This window comes from Methylobacterium sp. ME121, from assembly GCF_000974725.1.
GTDB classification, from domain to species: domain Bacteria; phylum Pseudomonadota; class Alphaproteobacteria; order Rhizobiales; family Beijerinckiaceae; genus Methylobacterium; species Methylobacterium radiotolerans.
Genome location: NZ_BBUX01000008.1, coordinates 32,069 through 52,156, shown reverse-complemented (window position 1 = coordinate 52,156; position 20,088 = coordinate 32,069). Strand labels below are relative to the sequence as shown.

The 20,088-nt window shown below is 72.5% G+C and carries 23 protein-coding genes; 11 read left to right on the top strand and 12 right to left on the bottom strand.

Annotated features, from left to right (window positions below; translation table 11 throughout):
* The first annotated feature begins 137 nt into the window (after window positions 1–137).
* The gene (locus ME121_RS08290; RefSeq protein WP_024828142.1) at window positions 138–362 is read left to right on the top strand and encodes a putative signal transducing protein; all 225 of its coding nucleotides are present in this window, start codon (window positions 138–140) and stop codon (window positions 360–362) included.
* A complete protein-coding gene (locus ME121_RS08285) occupies window positions 359–1,117 on the top strand; it encodes a tRNA1(Val) (adenine(37)-N6)-methyltransferase (RefSeq protein WP_059408654.1) in 759 nt (252 codons plus the stop codon). The genes ME121_RS08290 and ME121_RS08285 overlap by 4 nt, the downstream gene beginning before the upstream one ends.
* A gap of 9 nt (window positions 1,118–1,126) precedes the next feature.
* Here ME121_RS08285 and ME121_RS08280 read toward each other — a convergent pair whose 3' ends face one another.
* Together ME121_RS08280 and ME121_RS08275 are read right to left on the bottom strand one after the other, a co-directional pair.
* Window positions 1,127–1,438: a hypothetical protein gene (locus ME121_RS08280; RefSeq protein WP_012322235.1), complete on the bottom strand. Its 312-nt coding sequence runs from the start codon at window positions 1,436–1,438 to the stop codon at window positions 1,127–1,129.
* Window positions 1,439–1,470: 32 nt separating this feature from the next.
* The gene (locus ME121_RS08275; RefSeq protein WP_059408653.1) at window positions 1,471–2,145 is read right to left on the bottom strand and encodes a hypothetical protein; all 675 of its coding nucleotides are present in this window, start codon (window positions 2,143–2,145) and stop codon (window positions 1,471–1,473) included.
* A gap of 403 nt (window positions 2,146–2,548) precedes the next feature.
* On the opposite strand from ME121_RS08275, the gene ME121_RS08270 reads away from it, so the two are divergent.
* Genes ME121_RS08270 through ME121_RS08265 form a run of 3 tightly spaced genes read left to right on the top strand, consistent with a single transcriptional unit; the run spans window position 2,549 to window position 4,111 of the window.
* The gene (locus ME121_RS08270) at window positions 2,549–3,346 is read left to right on the top strand and encodes a heme ABC transporter permease (RefSeq protein ID WP_012322233.1); all 798 of its coding nucleotides are present in this window, start codon (window positions 2,549–2,551) and stop codon (window positions 3,344–3,346) included.
* Between the two features lie 10 nt (window positions 3,347–3,356).
* Window positions 3,357–3,500, top strand: a complete 144-nt coding sequence (gene ccmD / locus ME121_RS33450; RefSeq protein ID WP_012322232.1) for a heme exporter protein CcmD — start codon at window positions 3,357–3,359, stop codon at window positions 3,498–3,500.
* Complete coding sequence (locus ME121_RS08265; RefSeq protein WP_012322231.1) at window positions 3,497–4,111, top strand: DsbE family thiol:disulfide interchange protein; 615 nt, start codon at window positions 3,497–3,499, stop codon at window positions 4,109–4,111. Before ccmD ends, ME121_RS08265 begins: the two co-directional genes overlap by 4 nt.
* Before the next feature lie 3 nt (window positions 4,112–4,114).
* Here ME121_RS08265 and ME121_RS08260 read toward each other — a convergent pair whose 3' ends face one another.
* Together ME121_RS08260 and ftsY are read right to left on the bottom strand one after the other, a co-directional pair.
* Window positions 4,115–4,729 carry a septation protein A gene (locus tag ME121_RS08260; protein ID WP_012322230.1) on the bottom strand — a complete coding sequence of 205 codons (615 nt, stop codon included), beginning with the start codon at window positions 4,727–4,729 and terminating at the stop codon, window positions 4,115–4,117.
* Window positions 4,730–4,860: 131 nt separating this feature from the next.
* A complete protein-coding gene (gene ftsY / locus ME121_RS08255) occupies window positions 4,861–6,261 on the bottom strand; it encodes a signal recognition particle-docking protein FtsY (protein ID WP_059408652.1) in 1,401 nt (466 codons plus the stop codon).
* 57 nt (window positions 6,262–6,318) lie between these two features.
* Here ftsY and ME121_RS08250 point away from each other — a divergent pair, with 57 nt between their 5' ends.
* Window positions 6,319–6,993 (top strand): RluA family pseudouridine synthase, encoded by a 675-nt coding sequence (locus tag ME121_RS08250; RefSeq protein ID WP_012322228.1) that lies wholly within the window; start codon window positions 6,319–6,321, stop codon window positions 6,991–6,993.
* A 10-nt stretch (window positions 6,994–7,003) separates the two neighbouring features.
* On the opposite strand, the gene mtaB is transcribed toward ME121_RS08250, so the two are convergent.
* Window positions 7,004–8,230 carry a tRNA (N(6)-L-threonylcarbamoyladenosine(37)-C(2))-methylthiotransferase MtaB gene (gene mtaB / locus ME121_RS08245; protein ID WP_059408651.1) on the bottom strand — a complete coding sequence of 409 codons (1,227 nt, stop codon included), beginning with the start codon at window positions 8,228–8,230 and terminating at the stop codon, window positions 7,004–7,006.
* On the bottom strand, window positions 8,230–9,117 hold the full coding sequence (gene dapF / locus ME121_RS08240) for a diaminopimelate epimerase (protein WP_024828145.1): 888 nt from the start codon (window positions 9,115–9,117) through the stop codon (window positions 8,230–8,232). The genes mtaB and dapF overlap by 1 nt, the downstream gene beginning before the upstream one ends.
* 195 nt (window positions 9,118–9,312) lie before the next feature.
* Between dapF and ME121_RS08235 the strand changes: the two genes are divergently transcribed.
* The 5 genes from ME121_RS08235 (at window position 9,313) to tam (ending at window position 13,821) form a co-directional block, all read left to right on the top strand.
* Complete coding sequence (locus tag ME121_RS08235) at window positions 9,313–10,080, top strand: GyrI-like domain-containing protein (RefSeq protein ID WP_029361213.1); 768 nt, start codon at window positions 9,313–9,315, stop codon at window positions 10,078–10,080.
* 317 nt (window positions 10,081–10,397) lie between these two features.
* A complete protein-coding gene (locus ME121_RS08230; protein WP_059408650.1) occupies window positions 10,398–11,159 on the top strand; it encodes an endonuclease III domain-containing protein in 762 nt (253 codons plus the stop codon).
* Between the two features lie 93 nt (window positions 11,160–11,252).
* On the top strand, window positions 11,253–12,317 hold the full coding sequence (gene trpS, locus ME121_RS08225; protein WP_012322223.1) for a tryptophan--tRNA ligase: 1,065 nt from the start codon (window positions 11,253–11,255) through the stop codon (window positions 12,315–12,317).
* Window positions 12,314–13,015, top strand: a complete 702-nt coding sequence (locus tag ME121_RS08220) for a haloacid dehalogenase type II (protein ID WP_012322222.1) — start codon at window positions 12,314–12,316, stop codon at window positions 13,013–13,015. Before trpS ends, ME121_RS08220 begins: the two co-directional genes overlap by 4 nt.
* Before the next feature lie 23 nt (window positions 13,016–13,038).
* Window positions 13,039–13,821: a trans-aconitate 2-methyltransferase gene (gene tam, locus ME121_RS08215; RefSeq protein WP_012322221.1), complete on the top strand. Its 783-nt coding sequence runs from the start codon at window positions 13,039–13,041 to the stop codon at window positions 13,819–13,821.
* A gap of 23 nt (window positions 13,822–13,844) precedes the next feature.
* Here tam and ME121_RS08210 read toward each other — a convergent pair whose 3' ends face one another.
* The 6 genes from ME121_RS08210 to ilvN form a co-directional block, all read right to left on the bottom strand.
* A complete protein-coding gene (locus ME121_RS08210; protein ID WP_059408649.1) occupies window positions 13,845–15,920 on the bottom strand; it encodes a methyl-accepting chemotaxis protein in 2,076 nt (691 codons plus the stop codon).
* Between the two features lie 233 nt (window positions 15,921–16,153).
* Window positions 16,154–16,807, bottom strand: coding sequence for a pyridoxamine 5'-phosphate oxidase family protein (locus ME121_RS08205; protein ID WP_012322219.1), 654 nt, complete (start codon window positions 16,805–16,807; stop codon window positions 16,154–16,156).
* 165 nt (window positions 16,808–16,972) lie between these two features.
* Window positions 16,973–17,992 (bottom strand): ketol-acid reductoisomerase, encoded by a 1,020-nt coding sequence (ilvC, locus tag ME121_RS08200; RefSeq protein WP_012322218.1) that lies wholly within the window; start codon window positions 17,990–17,992, stop codon window positions 16,973–16,975.
* A gap of 12 nt (window positions 17,993–18,004) precedes the next feature.
* On the bottom strand, window positions 18,005–18,661 hold the full coding sequence (locus ME121_RS08195; RefSeq protein ID WP_043342820.1) for a TetR/AcrR family transcriptional regulator C-terminal domain-containing protein: 657 nt from the start codon (window positions 18,659–18,661) through the stop codon (window positions 18,005–18,007).
* Window positions 18,662–18,744: 83 nt separating this feature from the next.
* Window positions 18,745–19,389 (bottom strand): glutathione S-transferase family protein, encoded by a 645-nt coding sequence (locus tag ME121_RS08190; protein WP_024828151.1) that lies wholly within the window; start codon window positions 19,387–19,389, stop codon window positions 18,745–18,747.
* 85 nt (window positions 19,390–19,474) lie between these two features.
* Complete coding sequence (gene ilvN / locus ME121_RS08185) at window positions 19,475–20,017, bottom strand: acetolactate synthase small subunit (protein ID WP_012322215.1); 543 nt, start codon at window positions 20,015–20,017, stop codon at window positions 19,475–19,477.
* Between the last annotated feature and the right edge of the window lie 71 nt (window positions 20,018–20,088).

The window sequence follows — 20,088 nt, the reverse complement described above, 5'->3', positions numbered from 1 at the left end:
CCCTCAGGGGGCGGGCGATCCCTTCGCACGCGCCCCGCGGCGCCGCAACATCGTCGCCGGCCGGATATGGGGTGTCGCCAGCGCGGATCTCACGCGACGAAACCGCCGATCCCCGCCCGTTCCGGAGCCGAGCCGCGATGATCGAGCTGATCCGCGCCAACGACGTCGTGCTGATCGGGTTCGCCCGGTCGATCCTCGAGGCGGCCGAGATCCCGGTCCTCGTGGCCGACAGCCACATGAGCCTGATGGAGGGGTCGATCGGCGTCTTCGGCCAGCGCCTCCTGGTGCCGCGCGACCACGAGGCCCAGGCCCGCCGCCTGCTGACGGATGCCGGCATCGCCCACGAGTTGCGCCAACCGTGACGGCCGAGGCCGACAGCGGCGCCGATCCCTTCCTCGGCGGGCTCCTGCGCCTGCACCAGCCGCCGCGGGGGGCGCACCGCGCCGGGACCGACGCGGTGCTGCTCGCCCGGCTGCTCGCGCCGCGGGCCGGGGACCGGCTCTGCGATGTCGGCGCCGGGACCGGCGCCGTCGGCCTCGCCTGCGCGGCCCTGGCGCCCGGCCTCCGGCCGACCCTGGTCGAGCGCGACCCGGCGCTCGCCGGGCAGGCCCGCGCCAACGCGACCCTCAACGGCATCGACGCGCGGGTCCTAGTCGCCGACGTGCTCGCGTCCGCGGCGGAACGCCGCGCCGCCGGTCTGCTGCCGGACAGTTTCGACGTCGTGCTCACCAACCCGCCGTTCTTCGCGGCCGGCGCTCACCGCGCCTCGCCGCACCCGGGCCGCGCCGCCGCCCACACCTTCGCGGGCGGCGATCTCGACAGCTGGATCCGCGCCTGCACGGCGGTCCTGCGGGCGGGCGGGCGTCTCGGGCTCATCCACCGGGCGGACGCCCTCCCGGCCTGCCTCGACGCCCTCAGGGGCCGCTACGGCGGGCTGGCGATCCGCCCCGTCCATCCCCGCGGCGACGCGCCGGCGATCCGCGTCCTGATCGCGGCGACCCGCGGGAGCCGAGCCGCCCCGACCCTGCTGCCGCCCCTCGTGCTGCACGACCCCGACGGCAGGTTCACGGACGAGGCCGAGGCGCTCCATCGCGGCGCGCCCTGGCCGACGCCCTGAGAGCGCGCCTCACGCCGCGAGGGCGACGGGCTCGGCGTCGCGGATGCCGAGGAACCGCTCGACTTCCGGAAGATCCGGGAAGGCGAGGAATTCCGGGCGCAGCGGCTCGGGCAGACCCTCGAAGTTGAGACCCGGGAACGTGTCGGGATGCGGGTAGAGCTGCCAGGCCGCACCGGGCTCGACCGGCGGGAACAGGATCGCGACCTTCTCGGCGCCGAGGCGGACGATCCGCGTCGGGCTGTAGGACAGCGTCTCGATGCTCCAGCCGTGGCAGGACTCCCGGCGGGCCTTCATGGTGCGGCGGCTCGTCGCGCGATGCATGGCGGTCTCCTTCGGTGGGGGTGGAAGCAGGATCAGGCGGCGCTGCGGCGTCCGGCGCGCTTCGGCCAGCCGAGCGCCACGAGGCGGGCCTTGGCGTAGTCGCGCACCTCGTCGCGGGTGCCGGGCGGCATCGTCGCCAGGACGGCCTGCGTGGCGCCGTCCAGCATCAGGTCGGTGACCGCGTTGATCGTCTCGGCCGCTTCGATGCGGCGCTTGAGGTCGCCCTCGGCCTCGGTGACCTCGTCGAAGGCGGGTGCCTCCTCGAAATCCTCGTCGACGGCCCGGACCGGGACCTGGTGGGCGCGGAACTCGTCGGCCTCCTCCTCCGAGTAGACGAGGCCGTGCAGCTCGATGAGCTTGAGGATGACGCGGTCCTTCCCGCGCTTCTCGGCCATGGCGTAGACGTAGGCCGCCTGCTTGCCCGAGACGCGGTAGTTCACGTTGACCAGCGCCTCGCCCATGGACCACTCGATCCGCTCGGTCCCGGGCTTCGCGCCGGGCAGCCGGCCGGTCACCAGGATCACGGCCTCGTCGCGCTCGGCCCGGATGACGGTCGGCGGCTCGAACACGATGCCGGCCTGGGCGGCGATGCGCTCCAGGGTCTTGTGGTAGATGACGGCGGTCCCCTGGACGCGCCAGACGTTGCCCCCGAAGGGCTCGCCGTAGCGGACGAGGATGTCGGCGATCTGCTTGTCGGCGGTTCGCATGGGGCGCTCGGTCCGTCAGGGTGAGGTCGCGTCGTCCACAGCTTTTATCGGGGACGCTCTTTCGTTCTCTTTTTGTTCACATCTATATGCGCAATCCGCCCGCGATGCGCAAGGCTCGGACGCGAAAAGCTGCGGCCGCGGACGTGCGTCATCGTCGGACATGTGCGGGCGTGGCGCGGGTCCCAACCCCTGCGGGAGAGCGGGCGCGTCGCGGATGTCTCAGGAAGACGGCTGGTCGTCGGCGCAGTCGTACAGCAGCTTCTCGGATCCGAAGGCCCGACGGGTTGCGGCCCGGCGCACGATGCCATTCCGGTGACCCCGCCGCCTGCGCCGCCGACCCGCATTGTTGCTGCACCGCACCCTAGGCTAGACCGCTTCCACGATGTCCGAGACAGCTGCCGCGATGACGCCTTCCCTCTGGACCCGCCTGTCGAACCCCAGCCACTTCATGCGGTGGTCGGGGGCGCTGGTGCCGTGGCTGACGGTCCTGTCCCTCGGCGTCCTGACGCTGGGCCTGTACCAGACCTTCTTCGTGGTGCCGCCCGACTACCAGCAGGGCGAGACCGTGCGGATCATGTACATCCACGTGCCGGCGGCGTGGCTCGGCGTGTTCTTCTACGGCGCGATGAGCGTGTCGGCGATCGGCACCCTGGTGTGGCGCCACCCGCTCGCCGACGTCGCTCAGCGGGCGGCCGCGCCGATCGGGGCCGCCTTCACGCTGATCTGCCTCGTGACCGGCTCGCTGTGGGGCAAGCCCATGTGGGGCACCTACTGGGTCTGGGACGCGCGCCTGACCTCCATGCTGATCCTGCTGCTGATCTACTGCGGCATCATCGCCCTATGGCGGACCCTGGAGGATCCGAACCGCGCGGCGCGCGCCGTGGCGATCCTGACGCTCGTCGGCGCCGTGAACCTGCCGATCATCAAGTTCTCGGTGAACTGGTGGTCGACCCTGCACCAGCCGGCCTCGATCCTGCGCATGGGCGGCTCGACCATCGACCCCTCGATGCTCCACCCGCTGCTGGTCATGATCGGCGCCGCGACCCTCGGCGGCATGACGCTGCACCTCTACGCGATGCGCACCGAGATCATGCGCCGCCGGGTGCGGACGCTGACGATCCGCGAGGCCGAGCGCCTCGACCGCGCCCAGCCGCGCCTCACCCCGACACCGGCCGCGATGCCGGTCGGGCAGCCGGTCTAGGAGGACCGCGATGGATCTCGGGTCTCACGGCGGCTTCATCCTGGCCGCCTACGCCTTCACGGCCTTGGTGATGGTCGCCCTGGTGGGCAACGCCCTGCGCGACCGCCGCGCGCAGCGCCGCGCCCTCAAGGGGTTCGGCGAGGACCGGCGATGACCGCCCCCCTCGACGACACCGCCGGCCGGACGCCACCGGTCCGCCGCTCGCTGCTGCTGATCCTGCCGGCGCTCGTCTTCGCGGCGCTCGCCGCCGTGCTGTTCCTGCGCTTGCGCTCCGGCGCCGACCCGGCCGCCCTGCCCTCCGCGATGATCGGCAAGCCGGTGCCGCGCTTCGACCTGCCCGCCGTGCCGGGACTGACCGCCAACGGCGCGCCCGTACCCGGGCTGTCGAGCGCGGACCTCAAGGGCCAGATCACGGTGCTCAACGTCTTCGCCTCGTGGTGCGCGCCCTGCCAGGTGGAGCACCCGATGCTGATGCGGCTGGCGAAGGAACCCGGCATCCGGCTCGTCGGCATCGACTACAAGGAGCCGACGCCCGAGGCCGGCCAGCGCTTCCTGACCCGGCACGGCGTTCCGTTCAGCGCGGTGGGCGCCGATGCCGGCGGCCGCGCGGCGATCGATTTCGGCGTCTACGGCGTGCCCGAGACCTTCATCATCGGGCCCGACGGCGTGATCCGCGACAAGCTGGTCGGCATCCTCACGCCGGAGAACTTCGCGAGCGTGCTCGCGCGGATCCGCGCCGCCGGGAAGGTGGCGGCCGCGCAGTAGGCGTCAGGCCTCCGGCTGCGCCTTCTTGCGCTCGTAGCGGGTGAGCAGCGGCGTCTGCGCGAGGGCGAACAGCACGGTGATCGGCATGATGCCGAACACCTTGAAGTTGACCCAGAAATCCTCGGTCTGGGTCCGCCAGACGAGCTCGTTGAGCGCGGCCAACACGAAGAAGAACACGCCCCAGCGGAAGGTGAGCTTGCGCCAGCCCTCCTCGGTGAGGCTGAACATCGAGTCGAGCACCACCGACAGCAGCGAGCGCCCGAAGACGAGGCCGCCGAGCAGCACGGTGCCGAACAGGGCGTTCACGATGGTCGGCTTGACCATGATGAAGGTCTTGTCCTGCAGCGCCAGGGTCAGGCCGCCGAACACCACCACCACCACGCCGGACACGAGTGGCATGATCGGCAGGCGCCGCACCATCACGTAGTGGATCGCCAGTGCCACCACGGTCGCCGCGATGAACACGCCCGTGGCCACGAACAGCTTCTGGTCCGGAGCGACGCCGAACTTCTCGGAATAGGCGTTGCCGAGGAAGAACAGCACCAGCGGCCCGAGTTCCAGCGCCAGCTTCACGAGCGGCGGCAGGTGGCGGTGCGGGGGGACGGATTCGATCTGCATACGCTCGGTTGGCTCGGCTGCGGCGCCCACGGTCGGCCGGGGGCGTCGGACGGGATTCGCCGGGGTGTGTGGAACGCGGAGCGCGCGATGTCCATGACATCGCGCACCCAGGAGCGGCGGCCGCCCGCGTGCTAGTCCTTCTCCAGTCCGGCGATCGCCCGGGCGAAGTCGCGGGCCGCGAAGGGCTCCAGGTCCTCCACGCCCTCGCCGACGCCGATGAAGTGCACCGGCAGGCCGAACTTCGCCGCCAGCGCCACCAGGATGCCGCCCCGGGCGGTGCCGTCGAGCTTGGTCATCACCAGCCCCGAGACCGGCGCCGCCTGCGAGAACAGCTCCACCTGGCTGAGCGCGTTCTGGCCGACCGTGGCGTCGAGGACGAGGAGCGTCGCGTGCGGCGCATCCGGATCCTGCTTGCGCAGCACGCGGACGATCTTCTCCAGCTCCGCCATCAGGCCGGCCTTGTTCTGGAGCCGGCCGGCGGTGTCGATCAGCAGCACGTCGGTGCCGGCGGCGCCCGCCTGCTTCAGGGCGTCGAAGGCGAGGCCCGCCGCGTCCGCGCCCTGCGCGCCGCTCACCACCGGCGTGCCGGTGCGCGCCCCCCAGACCTTGAGCTGGTCGATTGCCGCCGCGCGGAAGGTGTCGCCGGCCGCGAGCATCACGGTGCGCCCCTCCGCCCGCAGCTTCGAGGCGAGCTTGCCGAGCGTCGTGGTCTTGCCGGCGCCGTTCACGCCGACCGTCAGGATCACGAAGGGCTTCCGGGCGGCGTCGATCGTCAGCGGCACCGCCACCGGCTCCAGCGCCCGCTCCACCTCCGCGGCCAGGATCGCCCGGACCTCGTCGGGCGAGATGCCCTTCTCGTAGCGGCCCTTGCCGACGGCCTCCGAGACCCGCATCGCGGTCTCCAGGCCGAAATCGGCCTGGATCAGCGCGTCCTCCAGGTCCTCCAGGGTCGTGGCGTCGAGCTTGCGCTTGGTGAACAGGCCGGTGACGCGGTCGGAGAGGGCCGACGAGGTCCGCTTCATCCCCGAGGTGAGGCGGCTCCACCAGCCCTTGGCCTCCGGCTCGCGCTCCGGCCCGGCGCCGGCGTCGTGGGCGAGGGCCGCGGCGCTGTCGACAGGCTGGATGTCGGGCTGGACGTCGGGTTGAATCCCGGGCTGCATCGCGGCGGCCGGCTCGACCACCGGCGCCCGGTTCACGTCGCCGGTGTCGACCGGGTCGGCGCCGTGCGCGGGGTCGTCGCCGGCGGTGCCGGCCGGCGGGCGCTCCGCGTCGCCCTCCACGGGCAGCAGGTCCGCGCCCTCGACCGCGTCCGGGACCGGCTCCCCGGACTCCTCGGGCGGCAGCGGGAGGTGCGCGACATCCTCGGCGGCGGTGGCGAAGTCCGGCTCCCCCTCGGAGGGCGAGGCCGCCCCGGCCGGCAGGTCGGCCTCGGGCTTGTCCTCGGGCCGGTCCTCGCCCCTGTCCTCGGGCGCGGGCTGGCCTTTGCGCCCGAACAGGCGTCCGAACCAGCCGGGCTTCTCCTCGCTCGCCATGAAATCGCGTCCTCGCCCCACCTTGCCCCGCCGACACCGACCCTCTAGCCGATCCGGATGTCCAACGCCTTCGACATAGGCGCGCGCCTCCTCTACCGCGATGCCCTGCTCCTCGTCATCGACAAGCCGGCGGGTTTGCCGGTCCATCCGGGCCCGCGGGGCGGCGAGACGCTCACCGACCACCTCGACGCGCTCCGGTTCGGCCTGCCCCGCCGCCCCGAGGCCGCGCACCGGCTCGACCGCGACACCTCCGGCTGCCTCGCGCTGGGCCGCCACGCCAAGGCGCTGGCGCGGCTGGGGAAGCTGTTCTCCGGCAGCGCCGTCGAGAAGACCTACTGGGCGATCGTGGCGGGCGGGCCCGCCGGGGAGGAAGGCAGCATCGACCTGCCGCTGGCCCGCCGCTCGGACGATCCGCGCTCGTGGTGGATGAAGGCCGACCCGGCGGGCGACCCGTCGCTGACGCACTGGCGGGTGCTCGGCCGCGCCGGGGGGCGGACCTGGCTGGAATTGAAGCCGGTCACCGGCCGGACCCACCAGCTCCGGGTCCACTGCGCCGCCTCCGGCTGGCCGATCCTGGGCGACGCGGTCTACGGCGGGGCGCCCCGCGGGAGCGCGCTGCACCTCCACGCCCGGGCGCTGTCGATCCCGCTCTACCCGAAGCGCGACGCCATCGCCGTCACGGCGCCGCCGCCCCCGCACATCGCCGAGGCCGTGGCGGCGATGCCGGCGTGAGCCGCGGGCGCTAGGCGCCGATGAGCCGCGCGCCGTCGTGCCCGGCGACGGCGACGTCGTGGAACGTCCCCGCTTCGGGGACGCCCGGAAGCCGAACCGCGGTGAAATCCGCGCTCCGCCCGACGCCGCCGCGCTCCGCCAGCACGGTGAGGCGGCGGCCGACCTGGGCGTCGAGATGCCGGCGCAGCGCGTCGGCGCCGGCCGCCCGCAGCCGCGCCGCCCGCGCGCGGATCGCCTCGGGGGCAACCGGCGGCATGCGCGCGGCCGGTGTCCCGGGGCGCGGCGAGTACGGGAAGACGTGCAGGTGCGTCAGGCCGCACGCCGCCACGAGGTCGAGGGAGCGGTCGAACTGCGCCTCGGTCTCGGTCGGGAAGCCGGCGATCAGGTCGGCGCCGAACACCGTGTCGGGCCGCAGCCGCCGCACGGTCTCGCAGAAGCGGATCGCGTCGACGCGCAGGTGCCGGCGCCTCATGCGCTTGAGGATCAGGTCGTCGCCGGCCTGCAGCGACAGGTGCAGGTGCGGCATGAGCCGCTCCTCCTCGGCGATCGCCGCGAGCAGCGCGTCGTCGGCCTCGACGGAATCGATGGAGGACAGGCGCAGGCGCGCGAGGTCGGGCACCGCCCGGAGGATCGCGCGCGCGAGGCCGCCGAGGGACGGGGCCGTGCCGGGGAGGTCCCGGCCGTAGGCGGTGAGATCGACGCCGGTCAGCACCACCTCGCGCCCGCCCCGGGCCACGAGGGTCCGGACCTGCGCGATCACGTCCGCCTCCGGCACCGAGCGGGAGAAGCCCCGCCCGAACGGGATCACGCAGAAGGTGCAGCGGTGGTCGCAGCCGTTCTGCACGGGCACGAAGGCGCGGGTGTGCCCGGCCACGGCCTCGATCCGCGTCGGCTCGGCCACCCGCGCCGCCATGACGGCGCCCGGCCCGGTCGCGGCCGCCGACCAGCCCTCCGGCCGCAGCTTCTCGGCGTTGCCGACGAGGCGCGCGACCTCCGGCATGGCCGCGTAGGCCTCCGTCTCGACCTCGGCGCCGCAGCCGGTGACGACGATCTCGGCGCCGGGCCGCTCCCGGGCGATGCGCCGGATCGCCTTGCGGGCCTGCCGCCCGGCCTCGGCGGTCACCGCGCAGGTGTTCACCACCACCCGGTCGCGCCCGTCCGCCGCCGCGTGGACCCGCAGGGCCTCGGACTCGACGGTGTTGAGGCGGCAGCCGAAGGTGAGGGTCTCGACCGCCATCAGGCCGCGCTGTCGAACAGCTCCGGCGCCAGGGTCCCCTCGGCGACGAGCGCGACCGGGCCGGTCATCAGGACGTGGTCGTCGGCCCGCCACTCGACGAACAGCTCGCCGCCCGGCAGCGCGACGCTGGCCTGCCGGCCGATCATCCGCAGGCGCGAGGCGGCCACCACGGTGGCGCAGGCGGCCGTGCCGCAGGCGAGCGTCAGCCCGGCCCCCCGCTCCCAGACGCGGAGCTTGATCGTCTCGCGGCCCGTCACCTGCGCCACCGAGATGTTGGCGCGCTCCGGGAACAGCGGGTGGTTCTCCAGCATCGGGCCGATCCGGGCGAGGTCGAAGCTGTCCGGATCCTGCTCAACGAAGAACACCGCGTGCGGGTTGCCCATGTTCACGGCGCCCGGCGAGTGCAGGATCGGATCGTCGATCGGGCCGATCTGCAGCTCGATCCGCCGGGTGTCGGGGAACGGCTCGGACAGGGGGATCTCGTCCCAGGCGAGCCGCGGCCGGCCCATATCCACCGTGAAGGCCCGCTCCGACACGCGGCGCACCCCGAGCAGGCCCGCCCGGGTCTCCAGGACGAGCCGGCCGCCCTCGGCCGGCCGGGCCATGGCCGGGTCGTCGAGCATCGCGTAGGCGACGCAGCGCGTGCCGTTGCCGCAGGCGCCCGATTCCGAGCCGTCGGTGTTGTAGATGCGCATGAACGCGTCCGTGCCCGGGCTCACGGGATCGTGCAGGACCATCAGCTGATCGAAGGTCGAGCCGGGATCCTGCGCGATCGCCCGCGCCTCCTCGGGCCGCACCTTCGCGGCGGAGCCGCGCAGATCCAGCACCACGATCGCGTTGCCGGCGCCGTGCATCTTCAGGAAGCGTCTGTGGGCGAGTGCGCTCATGCGGTCCCGCGGTTGGAGGAAGGCGCGGGCTATATCGCAAAAGCCGCCGCCCGGCGCGAGGGGTGCCGCGGCGTGGCAGATGCGCCGCACCCGCGGCTCTCGTCCGCTGCGCCCTCGCGGGTCGTCCCGATCGCCATTAGGTTACGCCGCGGGAGCCCGCGCGATCATCCGCGGGCCTCGACCGGAGCGCCCACCGTGATCCGCCTTCGTCCGCTCGTCGCCCTCTCGGCCGCCCTCGTGCTCGCGTCGGGCGGCCCGATCGCCGCGCAGCAGCAGCCCGCGCCGCCGCCCTCCACGGCGCCCGCGCCGGCCCAGACGAACCCGCTGCCGACCACGACGGCGCCGAACCCGGTCGCCGATCCGGACAAGAGCGCGGCCCCGGCGCCCCAGCAATCGGTGGCGCCCCCGCCCGCGGGCCAGTCGGCGGTGGGAACGCCCCCGGGCACGAGCCCGGGAACGTCGGCGCGGCCGACGCTCATCGACAAGGCCGGCGAGCCCGGCGACGTCGACGAGGTCACCCTGCCGGCCAAGCCCGTCGCGATCCTGTCCGGCAAGACCAAGTGGGAGGAGGCCGTGCCGAACCTGAAGCAGGCCTTCGCGCGGATCGAGGCCGACCTCGCCAAGCTCGGCGTCGCGCCGGCCGGGCGGCCGCTCGCGGTCTTCACGCGCACCGACGACGACGGCTTCGAGTTCGAGGCGATGATCCCGGTGGCGGCCGCGCCGAGCCCGGCACCCGCCGAGACCGACGGCCTGCGCTTCGGCACGACGCCCTCCGGCAAGGCGTTGCGCTTCGCCCACAAGGGGTCCTACGAGTCGATCGACAGCACCTACGAGACGCTGACCGCCTACCTCGACGCCAAGGACATCGTGGTGCAGGACCGGTTCGTGGAGGAGTACGCCACCGACCTCAAGGACAGCACCGACGACAACCTCGACGTGAACATCTACGCGCTGGTGAAGTAGGCGCGCACGGGCCGGCGGCGTCCCCACGCGATTGCCACGACCGCTTCGGAACCGAGCGCGGGTCCCCTCTCCCGAGCGGGAGAGGGACAGGGTGAGGGGCATGCGGCTTCCGGACAGGGCACGCGCGTCGACGGCGCTCTCCGCCCTGAAGCGCCCGGTCCCTCACCCCAACCCTCTCCCGCACGGGAGAGGGGGCAGGGCGCGCGCCGCCGCCGGCCCTGCTCTCCGCTGGAAGCGCGCGAACCCGACGAGGCGGACAGATCGCCGCTGCCCCGTACCGGCAGGAACAGGGGCATCGGCTCGCGGATTCGCCCGACATGCCCGCCGCCGACCTCAGAACTGCGACCGCCCCGCGCCCGCGCCGCAAGCCGGCCCCCGCCGTCACGGATCCGGCCCTCGCCGAGAAGGCGCTCGCCGTCCATGCCCGGTTGTGCCCGGTCTACGGCTGCCCGATCCCGTACTTCCACAGCCTGGATCCGGTCAGCGAATTCGTCTCCTCGCTCCTGTCGCACCGGACGCGCAACGCCGAATCCGGCCGGGCCTTCAAGGCCCTGCGGGCGCGCTTCCGCGACTGGGAGGCGGTGATCGACGCGGACGTGCCGGAGATCGAGGCTGCCATCGCGGGCGTGACCTGGCCGGAGCTGAAGGCGCCGCGCATCCGCGACGTGCTCCGGGCGCTGCGCGACCGGTGCGGCGGCCTCGACCTCGCCTTCTTGGCCGACATGGAGGTCGAGGCCGCGCGGGCGTGGCTGCAGGCGATCCCGGGCGTCGGGCCGAAGACCAGCGCGGCGGTCCTGTCCTTCTCCACCCTGCGAATGCCGGCCCTGCCGGTCGACAGCCACCATCACCGGGTGGCGCAGCGCCTCGGGCTGATCGGCAAGACGGTCGATGTCGGCCCGTCGCACCCGATCCTGCGGGCGCAGCTCCCCGCCGACTGGAGCGCGCAGGACCTCTACGACAATCACGAGATCCTGATGCTGCACGGCCAGAAGGTCTGCCATCATCGCCGCCCGGCCTGCGGGCGCTGCGTCCTGGTCGACCTCTGCCCCAGCGCGAGGCTGCCCACGCGGGAGCCGTGAGCGCGTCCTTGACCATTCCGGCCTACGGGTGCGAGTAACCCCGCGCCCGGACGGCGCGGAGCCCCGGTCTTCCCTTGCTCAGGATCGGCGCCGATGGCCGCGTTCACCGAATTGGTCTTCTCGGGCGTCCAGCCCACCGGCAACCTGCACCTCGGCAACTATCTCGGGGCCGTGAAGCGCTTCGTGGAGATGCAGGATCGCGACGCGCAGTGCCTGTACTGCGTGGTCGACCTCCACGCGATCACCGTCTGGCAGGATCCCGAAGCGCTGCGCGGCCAGATCCGCGAGGTCACGGCCGCCTTCCTCGCCGCCGGCATCGATCCCAAGCGCTCGATCGTGTTCAACCAGAGCCAGGTGCCGCAGCACGCCGAGCTCGCCTGGGTGTTCAACTGCGTCGCCCGCCTCGGCTGGCTGAACCGCATGACCCAGTTCAAGGAGAAGGCCGGAAAGGACCGGGAGAACGCCTCGATCGGCCTCTACGACTACCCGGTGCTGATGGCCGCCGACATCCTGGCCTACCGGGCGACGCACGTGCCGGTCGGCGAGGACCAGAAGCAGCACCTGGAGCTGACCCGGGACATCGCCCAGAAGTTCAACACCGATTTCTCGGGGTCGATCACGGCGCACGGCCACGGCGACGCCTTCTTCCCAATCACGGAGCCGCTGATCGGCGGCCCGGCCGCCCGGGTCATGTCGCTGCGCGACGGCACCAAGAAGATGTCGAAGTCGGACCCGTCCGACAACGCCCGCATCAACCTCACGGACGATGCGGACGCCATCGCCCAGAAGATCCGCCGGGCCAAGACCGATCCCGAGCCCCTGCCTTCCGAGGTGGCGGGCCTGAAGGAGCGGCCCGAGGCCGACAACCTCGTGGGGATCTACGCGGCGCTGGCCGGCATCACCCGGGAGGACGTGCTGCGCGATTTCGGGGGAGCGCAGTTCTCGACCTTCAAGCCGGCGCTCGCCGACCTCGCGGTGACGAGCCTCGCGCCGATCGCCGGGGAGATGCGCCGCCTCACCGCCGATCCTGGCCACATCGACGCCGTGCTGGCCGACGGCGGCGCCCGGGCCGAGACCATCGCGGCGCAGACCCTCGACGCGGTCAAGGACATCGTCGGCTTCGTCCGGCGCGGCCCCAGCCTGCAGGCGGTGCGGTGACCGTCCGGGCGCTGGTCTTCGACGTCTTCGGGACGCTGGTCGACTGGCGCTCCGGCGTCGCCCGCGAGGCGGCGCGGCTGCTCGCGCCCGTCGCGCCGGACCTCGATGCCGGCGCTTTCGCGGACGCGTGGCGGGCACAGTACAATCCCTCGATGGAGACGGTGCGCTCCGGCGCCCGGCCCTACGTCGACCTCGACACGCTCCAGGCCGAGTCGCTGCCCGGCGTGCTGGCGCAGTTCGGCATCGCGGGCGTCTCCGAGGCCGTGCAGCGGGAGCTGGTCCAGGCCTGGCACCGGCTCGACGCGTGGCCCGAGGTGCCGGACGCGCTGCGGCGGCTGCGCGAGAAGCACCTCCTGGCGCCGGTCTCCAACGGGCCTGTCCGGCTGATGGCCGACCTCGCCCGCCGCAACGGCCTGGTCTTCGACGCGGTGCTCGGCGCCGGCTACTCCCGCGACTACAAGCCGAAGCCGGCGCTCTACCGCGACGCCGTCGCGGCCTTCGGCTTCGCGCCGGGGGAGACCATGATGGTCGCGGCCCACTCGAACGACCTCGCGGCGGCGGCGGGCCACGGGCTCGCCACCGCCCACATCGCCCGCCCGCACGAGCACGGCCCGGCCGGCGGCGAGGCCGCGCCGACGGTGCCGGTCACCCACGCGGCGCGGGACTTGGCGGATCTCGCCGACCGGCTCGGCTGCTGAGGATTTTTTCACGGAAGGGTGCGATGGCCGACTGGAACCCCGCCCTCTACACCCGCTTCGAGGACGAGCGGACGCGCCCCGCCGCCGAGCTCCTCGCCCGCGTGCCCCTCGAAGCGCCGCGTCTGGCCATCGATCTCGGCTGCGGGCCCGGCAACTCCACCGCGCTGATCGCGGCCCGTTTCCCCGACGCCGAGGTGATCGGGCTCGACACCTCGCCGGCCATGCTGGAGAGCGCCCGCGCCCGGCTGCCCCGCCTCGCCTTCGCGCTGGCCGACGCCGCGACCTGGACACCCGAGCGGGCGCCGGACCTGATCTACGCCAACGCCGTGCTGCAATGGCTGCCGGACCACGCGACCCTGCTGCCGCGGCTGTTCGGCCTCCTCGCCCCGGGCGGCGTGCTGGCCGTGCAGATGCCCGACAACCTCGCCGAGCCCACCCACCGCCTGATGCGCGCGGTGGCGGCGTCCGGCCCCTGGGCGGCGGCGATCGGCGACCCGGCCGTGGCCGGCCGCCTCGGGCGGATGCTGGAGCCCGCGGCGTACTACGATCTGCTGGCGCCGGCGGCCGCCGAGGTCGATGTCTGGCGCACCGCCTATCATCACCGGATGGCCGATGCCGCCGCCATCGTGGACTGGGTCCGGGCCACGGGCCTGCGTCCCTTCCTCGACCCGCTGGATCCCGAGCACCGCGCCGGCTTCCTGGATGCCTACACGCGCGCGATCGACGGGGCCTACCCGCCGCGCAGCGACGGCCGGCGCCTGCTCGCCTTCCCGCGGGTGTTCGTCGTCGCCCGGAAGGCCAGCTAGCGCGCAGGCCGGTCCGGGCGCCCTCAGGCCGCGCGCACCGTACCGAGGAAGCGGCTGACCTCTGCCCGCAGATGCTCGGACTGACGCGACAGGTTCGCGGACGAATCCAGCACCTGACCGGCGGCCGAGCCGGTCATGTCGGCAGCGTCGGCCACGCGGGCGATGTTCGTGGTCACCTCGCCCGTGCCGGCGGCGGCCTGGGTCACGTTGCGGACGATCTCCTGGGTCGCGGCGCCCTGCTGCTCGACCGCGGCCGCGATCGTCGTGGCCATAGCGCTGATCTCGTCGACCCGCGTCGTGATGCTGCCGATCGCCGAGGCCGCCTGCGCGGTCGAGGCCTGAACGCGAGAGATCTGCCCCGCGATCTCGTCGGTGGCCCGCGCGGTCTGGGTGGCCAGCGCCTTCACCTCGGCGGCCACGACCGCGAAGCCCCGGCCGGCCTCGCCGGCGCGGGCCGCCTCGATGGTGGCGTTGAGGGCGAGCAGGTTGGTCTGGCCCGCGATGCCGCTGATCAGCGCCACCACGTCCCCGATCTTCATCACCGCCGCGCTCAGGTCCTCGACCAGCCGCACCGTGCGCCCGGCCTCGTCGGCCGCGGCCCGCGCGAGCTGCGCGGATCCCTGGACCTGCCGCCCGATCTCCTGCACGGAGCTGCCGAGTTCTTCGGCCGCCGAGGCCGCGGCCCGGACGTTGGAGGCGGCCTCCTCGGCCCCCGCCGCGACGGTGGTCGACTGGCCCGCGGTCTCCGAGGCCGTGGCGGCCAGCCCCTTGGCCGTGGCCTGCAGCTCGGTGGCCGCGTCCGTCACCGTCTCGACGATGCCGCCGACCGCCTGCTCGAAGGCGTTGGCCAGGTCCGCGGTCACCCGCTTGCGATCCCGGTCGGCGGCGGCCTGGGCGTCCGCCCGTGCCCGGGCGTCGGCCTGCGCCTGCGCCCGCAGGCCGTCGCGCAGCTGCAGCACCGCCCGCCCGACCAGCCCGACCTCGTCGCGGCGCCGCGCCTCGGGCACGTCCGCCCCGTAATCGCCCGCCGCCATGTCGCCGATGGTCCGGCCGAGCGCGCGGATCGGCCTCCCGACGAGGCGGTGCAGCGCGCCGAAGACGACCGCGCATCCGATCAGCACGCAGAGGACCGAGATGCCGATCAGCGTCGCGCGCGCCTGATCGGCGGCGGCCGTGAGCGTCGCCACCGGCACCGCCACGACGATGGCCCACCGGTCGGGCGTCTCGCCCGCCTGGATATGCTGCGCCATGTACCGCCACGGCGCCCCGTCCGGGCCCGGCGCGTCGGTCACCACCACGGCTCCCGCGCGGATCGCCTGCCCGGCCGCGTCGGCCGCCGACGCGTCGAAGCCGTGCAACGGCTTCCCGGCCGCCGCGCCGGTCGGATGCGCGACGGTCGTCCCGCTCGCCGAGATCACCGCGAGATAGCCGGTCCCGAACGGCTTCACCGCGTTGAGGGCGGCGTTCAGGGAGCCGAGATCGATGTCGACGCCGGCGGTGCCGCGGTACGTGCCGTCCACGGTGATCGGCGCGCCGAACGACATCATGACGACGTCCTTCCCGGCCACCGGGTAGATGTAGGGTTCGATGGCCACCAAGCGGTTCAGCTTCTTCGGCCGAAGGTAGTAGGCGCCGTCCGGCTCGGCCTCGTAGCCGGTGAGAACCTCCCGCTTGATCGTGCCGCTGCCGCGATTCCAGTAGGGCATGAAGCGGCCGCTCGCGTCCGAGGACGCCGTGCCGGCGAACGCGCGGTCGCGCCCGTCCAGAGCGTTCGGCTCCCAGCCGGTCCAGGTCGCGATCAGGTCGGGGTTGGCGCGCAGAAGCTCGCGCAGCATCGCGTCGTAGACCGCGCGGTCCTGGATCCCGCCGCCGCGCAGCGCCGACGCGGCCGCCGCGAGACTCTCGGCGGTCCTGGCCGCCACGGCGAGGCGAAACCGAACCTCACGCGCCTCGCTCGACAGCGTCTCCGACTGCATCCTGGCCGTCTGTTCCTCGAAGGAGGCGTTGATCCGGCGAGCCAGGAAAGTCGTCCCGCCCGCGAAGACGGCCGCGATCAGGACACTACAGATTACCGCGACGCGCAGCGGGAGCGAGAACATGGCCTGTACGAACCGTGAGAAGGTACGATCGAGAGATCTCGCACGAAATCTAACGACCTACCCTCACGGCGTCAAGAAAATTTGAAGAACGAAGAAAGTAGAGGCCAATACAGTGCCGCATCATTGTGATGCGTAGGTTAAATATACTTGCGATCAACTCACGGCATGAAAATTGGAATTCCGCCTCGTCAAGCACCGGCCGCCCTGCTCCGCGGGGCGGCCGGAACGGACGGTCAGGCCTCGCCGCGGGCGACCAGCGCCGCGTACTCGGAGACCTCGAGCTTGCCCTCCTTGGCGACGCGGGCCTTGTCGGCGTCGCTGATCACGTCGCCCGCGAGGTCGAGCCGCTTCCAGGCGGCGAGCGGGGTCTCGCGATCGGGCCGCGGCACGTACTTGTTCTGCTCGAGCTTCTTGTACTTGTGGATGTAGCGCGGGCAGTTGACCCAGATCTTGGTGACCGCGACCCTCACCAGGTACTTGGCCTCGGTATACTCGGCCATGAGGGCGTCGTCGCGCAGCAGCGACGCGTGCCCCTGCACGCGGATGCGGTGCGGCGTCTCGAAGTCGATGAACAGCAGGCCGACCTTGGCCTGCCCCTCGATATTGCCCATCGAGTAGAACATGCCGTTGCCGTCGAATCCGGGGAAGACGAGCGTCTTGTCGTCGAGCACCTTCACGAAGCCCGTGGGGCCGCCCTTGTAGGAGACGGTGGGCATCCCGTCCGGATCGACGGTCGACAGGAAGAACATGTCGCGGGAGCCGATGAACGCGGCCTCGTCCGGCTGGACGCTGTCGTGAACCCAGTCCTCGTCGAGGCGCACGGCGAGCTTGGTCGTGCCGAACTCCTCCTGGAGCGCCCGGTGCGCGTCGGAATAGAGCGATGCCATGGGTGTCCTCTCCGCTTGCCGGCCCTCGTGCAGGCGGGACCGCTGCGGGGCTTATGGCCGGGAAGCTTCGGACAGGGCAACCGGGAAGACGAAGGGCCGACCACGCTCACGCGTGACCGGCCCCTGGCGGCGCGGCCGAGCGAGGCCCGGCCGCACGGTTCGGGCTCAGTTGCGGGTCTTGTCGACGAGCGCCTTCTCGGAGATCCACGGCATCATGCCGCGGAGCTTGGCGCCGACCTCCTCGATCGGGTGGGCGGCGAGCTTGGCGCGGGTCGCCTTGAACGAGGTCTGGTTGACCTTGTTCTCCAGCATCCAGTTGCGCGTGAAGGTGCCCGACTGGATGTCGTTCAGCACGCGCTTCATCTCGGCCTTGGTCTCGGGCGTGACGATGCGCGGGCCGGTGACGTACTCGCCGTACTCGGCCGTGTTGGAGATCGAGTAGTTCATGTTGGCGATGCCGCCCTCGTAGATGAGGTCGACGATCAGCTTCACCTCGTGGAGGCACTCGAAATAGGCCATCTCGGGCGCGTAGCCCGCCTCGACCAGGGTCTCGAAGCCGGCCTTGATCAGCTCGACGAGGCCGCCGCAGAGCACGGCCTGCTCGCCGAACAGGTCGGTCTCGCACTCTTCCTTGAAGGTCGTCTCGATGATGCCGGCGCGGCCGCCGCCGTTCGCCGAGGCGTACGACAGGCCGAGATCGTGGGCGTTGCCGGAGGCGTCCTGCGCGATGGCGATCAGGGTCGGCACGCCGCCGCCGCGGAGGTACTCGGAGCGCACGGTGTGGCCCGGGCCCTTCGGGGCGACCATCAGGACGTCGAGATCCTTGCGCGGCTCGATCAGGTTGAAGTGGACGTTGAGGCCGTGGGCGAACAGCAGCGCGGCGCCCTGCTTCATGTTGCCCTCGAGGGACTCGCGGTAGATGTCGCCCTGCAGCTCGTCGGGGGTGAGCATCATCACCACGTCGGCCCACTTGGCGGCCTCGGCGACCGACAGGACCTTGAAGCCCTCGTGCTCGGCCTTCTTGGCGGTGGCGGAGCCCTCGCGCAGCGCGATGACGATGTCCTTCACGCCGGAATCGCGCAGGTTGAGCGCGTGGGCGTGGCCCTGGCTGCCGTAGCCGACGATGGCGACCTTCTTGCCCTTGATCAGGTTCAGGTCGGCGTCGCGATCGTAATACACCCGCATGTCTGTCTCCTCTTAAGCTTGGTGTTTCGGGTCGGGTTGGGCCCGGCCGTAGAGGGCCAGGAACTGCTCGACGGCGCGGCCCGCATCGCGCCGGATCTCGGCCCCGTCGAGGTCGAGGGTCTCGCCGAGCAGAAGTCGGATCTGGATATCCCGGCCGACGAGGCCGAAGAAGGTGCGGAAGGCGGCCTCGCTGTCGGCGAAGGTCAGCAGGCCGGCGGCGCGCCCCGCCTCCAGCACGGGCTTGACCCGCTCGCCGATGGCGAAGCGGCCGTTCGCGAGCACGATGCCGCCGAGGTTGCTCTTGCGCGAGCCCGCATGCGCGATGGCGATGCGGTTCAGCGCCACCGAGGTCGGGCCGGTGATGACCTCCAGCCACGTCACGGCGAAGTCCTGCAGGCGCTCCCGCAGGGTCGCGCCGTCGAGCACCTGCGCGGCGTCGTGCCCGGCATGGACCCGGGAGGCCTGCCAGCGCACCGTCGCGGTCAGCAACCCGTCGCGGTCGCCGAACCACTTGTAGAGCGTCTCCTTCGAGCAGCTCGCCCGGCGCGCGACGGCGTCCATGGTGAGCTGCTCGCCGTCCTCGACCATGAGGCCGAGCACGGCGTCCAGCACCGCCTGCTGGCGGGCCGACGGGGCTTCCTGCTCTGCTGTGGCGCTGGCCTGCATCATCTCGAATGGCGTACCGTACCGTACGGTACGCGCTCTAGGCCGATTCGACGGCCGCGGCAAGGGGGTGCCGCGGCCGAACCGAGTCAGCGCGGGAGCGGCAGTCCCTCGCGGGCGAAGACGGCTTGCACGGCCGGCCGCTCGGCGACGCGGCGGGCATGGGCGGTCCAGGCCGGGAAGCGGCCGGCCATGTCGAACCGGAGCACGGGCCCGTTGGCCCAGAACCAGAAGACCATCAGGTAGGCGTCGACGACGCTGAACCGGTCACCCACAGCCCAGCCGCCGTGCGAGAGGCGCACCTCGGTCATGGTGGCGAGATCCGCGTAGGTATTGGCGGCCTTAGCCTTGATGCCCGCGAAGGCGCTCTCGTCCTCGGTGTAGCGCTCGGGCCGGCGGACATGGGCATAAGTGACATGGTGGTTGCAGGCGAGCCAGCCGAGCCACTCGTCGGTGGCGGCCTGCTCGCGGAGATCCGTGGGCCACAGCGCCTTCTCCGGCACCTGACGGGCGACGTGGCGCAGGATGGCCGCGCACTCGGTGAGCACCCAGCCGTCCTCGGTCAGCGCCGGCACGCGGCCGCGATCGTTGATCGCGAGGTATTCCGGCCGGCGCTGGTCGCCCGCCGCGAGGTCGAGCTTGATGCCCTCGTAGGGGAGCCCGGATTCCTCCAGGATGATGTGGGCGGCGAGCGAGCAGGCGCCGGGGGCGTAGTAGAGCGTACGGGCGGTCATGGGTGGTCCTTGATCGACGAACTCAGGCGCGACGCGACGGCCTCGATCGGCTCCCCCCGGCACCGATGAGCCGCGCGTCGGAAGCTTAGAGCGGCTCCGCCCCGCGCCCCATCGCGGAGATCCCGGTCCGGCAGATCTCCACCAGCCCGATCACGCTCATCAGGCGCACGAACCGGTCGATCTCCTCGGTGGCGCCGGTCAATTCGAACACGAAGGAGTTGAGCGTGGCGTCGAGCGTCTTGGCGCCGAAGGCGGCGGCGAGCCGAAGCGCCTCGCTGCGGTGCTCGCCCTCGCCCTTCACCTTCACCAGGCAGATCTCGCGCTCGATGGCGTTGCCCTGGAGCGTCAGGTCCACCACCCGGTGCACCGGCACCAGCCGGTCGAGCTGCGCCTTGATCTGCTCGATCACGGCGTTCGTGCCCGCGGTCACGATGGTGATGCGGGAGATGTGGCGCGCCTCCTCGGTCTCGGAGACCGTCAGGCTCTCGATGTTGTAGCCGCGACCGGAGAACATGCCGGAGATGCGGGCGAGCACGCCGGGCTCGTTGTCGACGATCACCGCGAGCGTGTGCCGGTTCACCGGCTCGACGCGGACGGGCTCGGGATAGTGGGTGTTCATCGCGTTCATCGCGGGGCAAGTCCTCGTCGTTCGACCCAACGCCGCCGCAGCGGCGGATCGCGGCCCGGCACGGAGCCGGG

What these genes read in the sequence shown, in the direction of transcription:
- ME121_RS08290 (WP_024828142.1), top strand. Translation starts at nt 138, where the DNA reads ATGATCGAGCTGATCCGCGCCAACGACGTCGTGCTGATCGGGTTCGCC.
- ME121_RS08280 (WP_012322235.1), bottom strand. Translation starts at nt 1,438, where the DNA reads ATGCATCGCGCGACGAGCCGCCGCACCATGAAGGCCCGCCGGGAGTCC.
- ME121_RS08275 (WP_059408653.1), bottom strand. Translation starts at nt 2,145, where the DNA reads ATGCGAACCGCCGACAAGCAGATCGCCGACATCCTCGTCCGCTACGGC.
- ME121_RS08270 (WP_012322233.1), top strand. Translation starts at nt 2,549, where the DNA reads ATGACGCCTTCCCTCTGGACCCGCCTGTCGAACCCCAGCCACTTCATG.
- ccmD (WP_012322232.1), top strand. Translation starts at nt 3,357, where the DNA reads ATGGATCTCGGGTCTCACGGCGGCTTCATCCTGGCCGCCTACGCCTTC.
- ME121_RS08265 (WP_012322231.1), top strand. Translation starts at nt 3,497, where the DNA reads ATGACCGCCCCCCTCGACGACACCGCCGGCCGGACGCCACCGGTCCGC.
- ME121_RS08260 (WP_012322230.1), bottom strand. Translation starts at nt 4,729, where the DNA reads ATGCAGATCGAATCCGTCCCCCCGCACCGCCACCTGCCGCCGCTCGTG.
- ftsY (WP_059408652.1), bottom strand. Translation starts at nt 6,261, where the DNA reads ATGGCGAGCGAGGAGAAGCCCGGCTGGTTCGGACGCCTGTTCGGGCGC.
- ME121_RS08250 (WP_012322228.1), top strand. Translation starts at nt 6,319, where the DNA reads ATGTCCAACGCCTTCGACATAGGCGCGCGCCTCCTCTACCGCGATGCC.
- mtaB (WP_059408651.1), bottom strand. Translation starts at nt 8,230, where the DNA reads ATGGCGGTCGAGACCCTCACCTTCGGCTGCCGCCTCAACACCGTCGAG.
- dapF (WP_024828145.1), bottom strand. Translation starts at nt 9,117, where the DNA reads ATGAGCGCACTCGCCCACAGACGCTTCCTGAAGATGCACGGCGCCGGC.
- ME121_RS08230 (WP_059408650.1), top strand. Translation starts at nt 10,398, where the DNA reads ATGCCCGCCGCCGACCTCAGAACTGCGACCGCCCCGCGCCCGCGCCGC.
- trpS (WP_012322223.1), top strand. Translation starts at nt 11,253, where the DNA reads ATGGCCGCGTTCACCGAATTGGTCTTCTCGGGCGTCCAGCCCACCGGC.
- tam (WP_012322221.1), top strand. Translation starts at nt 13,039, where the DNA reads ATGGCCGACTGGAACCCCGCCCTCTACACCCGCTTCGAGGACGAGCGG.
- ME121_RS08210 (WP_059408649.1), bottom strand. Translation starts at nt 15,920, where the DNA reads ATGTTCTCGCTCCCGCTGCGCGTCGCGGTAATCTGTAGTGTCCTGATC.
- ME121_RS08205 (WP_012322219.1), bottom strand. Translation starts at nt 16,807, where the DNA reads ATGGCATCGCTCTATTCCGACGCGCACCGGGCGCTCCAGGAGGAGTTC.
- ilvC (WP_012322218.1), bottom strand. Translation starts at nt 17,992, where the DNA reads ATGCGGGTGTATTACGATCGCGACGCCGACCTGAACCTGATCAAGGGC.
- ME121_RS08195 (WP_043342820.1), bottom strand. Translation starts at nt 18,661, where the DNA reads ATGATGCAGGCCAGCGCCACAGCAGAGCAGGAAGCCCCGTCGGCCCGC.
- ME121_RS08190 (WP_024828151.1), bottom strand. Translation starts at nt 19,389, where the DNA reads ATGACCGCCCGTACGCTCTACTACGCCCCCGGCGCCTGCTCGCTCGCC.
- ilvN (WP_012322215.1), bottom strand. Translation starts at nt 20,017, where the DNA reads ATGAACGCGATGAACACCCACTATCCCGAGCCCGTCCGCGTCGAGCCG.